Origin of the sequence: Mesorhizobium sp. M0244, from assembly GCF_040321795.1 — a bacterium.
In the GTDB taxonomy this organism is placed as follows: Bacteria; Pseudomonadota; Alphaproteobacteria; order Rhizobiales; family Rhizobiaceae; genus Mesorhizobium.
Genome location: NZ_JAMYSE010000201.1, coordinates 1 through 1,799, shown reverse-complemented (window position 1 = coordinate 1,799; position 1,799 = coordinate 1). Strand labels below are relative to the sequence as shown.

Below are 1,799 nucleotides of genomic sequence, written 5' to 3'. Positions count from 1 at the left end.
TCGCGCGTTGAGCTCGCCATAGCTCAGGCGCTCGTCCTCATGGACTACCGCCAAAGCCTCCGGCGCCTGGCGCACCTGCGCCTCGAACAGCTCGTGGACGCACCGCTGCGACGGATAGGCCGCCGCCGTCCGGTTCAGATCCTCCAGCAGATAGGTGCGCTCGGCGGCCGGCAGGATATCCAGCTCCCGCACCGGCCTGTCGGGCGCCCGCTCCAGCGCCTCCGCCAATTGCTCGAGCACGTGCTGCATGTAGCCGCAGACCCGATCCGCAGACACCGGCTCCACCACCTGCGCCGTCAGGCCGAGCGCCTCGCCATAATCCTCCACCGACAGGGTCAGCGGATAGTTGGTGCGCTCCTCCCCGCCCAGCCATTCCACCCCGGACAGACCATCATCCGTGCCGGAGCCGGCCATGGCCGCCGGCGTGTTGTGACGGTAGTTCAACAGCGCGCTGAACAGCGGCGCCGGCGCCGCAACGCCGCTGCAGCGTTGCGCCAGCGCCAGCGAGGCATGCTCGTGCGCCAGCAGCTCGGAAAGCCGCGCATGCGTGGTCCGCACGCTCGCCGCGACCCCGGTTCCGTCCAGGTCAAGCCGCACAGGCAGGGTGTTGATGAACAGGCCCAGCGCCCGGTCGGCGCCCGCACCCGCATGCATGCGGCCGAACAGCACCGTGCCGAACACCACCTGCTCTCGCCCGCTGCTGCGCGCCACCACCTGACCCCAAGCCAGATGGCACAGGCTGGCCAGGCTCACCCCCAGCCGCCGCGCCTGCTCCCGCAGCCGATCGTTGAGCGCCTGCGGCAGCATCCGCCGCGCCTCGCCGACCCCGCTGCCGTCGCCGCGCACCTCGCCCAGCCCGAACGGCATGGTCGGCTCGTCGATGTCCGCCAGCATCGAGCGGAAGAACTCTTCATGCGCCTTGGCATCGACACCCAGCCGTGCCTGCGCCACCAGATTGCGGAACGGCTGCGGTGCCGCAAGCTCATGCGCCTGCCCGCCGAGCACGGCCCGCACCTCGGCATGCATCACTTCCAGCGTCGTGTGATCGCCGATCAGATGGTGCTGCAACTCCAGCAGCAGCCAGCGCCCGCTGCCGGGCTCGCGCGCGATCCCAAACCGCAACAACGGCGCGCGGCCAAGGCCGATGCGGTGCCGGCGCGGATCAAACCGGCGCCTGAGCTCCTCGGCGCCGGAACCGTCACACGCATCCAGCTCGACCTCGGTCACCTCCAGCGGCGCACGCCGCCACACCACCTGGGCCGGGCTCGACAGCCCCTCCCAGACAAAGGCCGTACGCAAAATGTCGTGTCGGTCCACCACCTGCTGAACGGCGCCAAGATAGCGCTCCAACTGGCCGCGCTCGGCAAACGCCATCTGCGAGACCAGCAAATATGGATCGCCCTTCGTCGCCAGCAGATGATGGAACAGGATGCCGTCCTGCAGCGGCGACAACCCATAAATGTCCTGGATGTTGCCGACGCCGCCGGGCACCGTGGCGACGATCCGGTCGATCTCCGGCTGGGCCAGCTCGATGAGCGGCAGCATCTGCGGCGTAATTGCCGTGCTGTGTTCGGTGATCAGGTTGGCAGGCACCGCCACCTCGTGATGGCTGCCCAGGCTTGCGGCAAGATCGGCCAGCACCGGCCTGGCGAACAGGGCACGCACCTCCACCCCCAGCGACAGCCGCCGCAGCCGCTCCATCAGCTGCACCGCCAGGAGCGAATGGCCGCCCAGTTCGAAGAAGTTGTCGTGGCGCCCGACCCGCTCGACACCGAGAAGCTCCGCCCAGATCTGTGCCA

The 1,799-nt window shown here is 69.3% G+C and carries 1 protein-coding gene; it reads right to left on the bottom strand.

Features of this window, described 5'->3' with window-relative positions:
* A partial coding sequence (locus NKJ08_RS38580; protein WP_352786376.1) for a condensation domain-containing protein occupies positions 1–1,799 on the bottom strand: 1,799 nt, incomplete at both ends.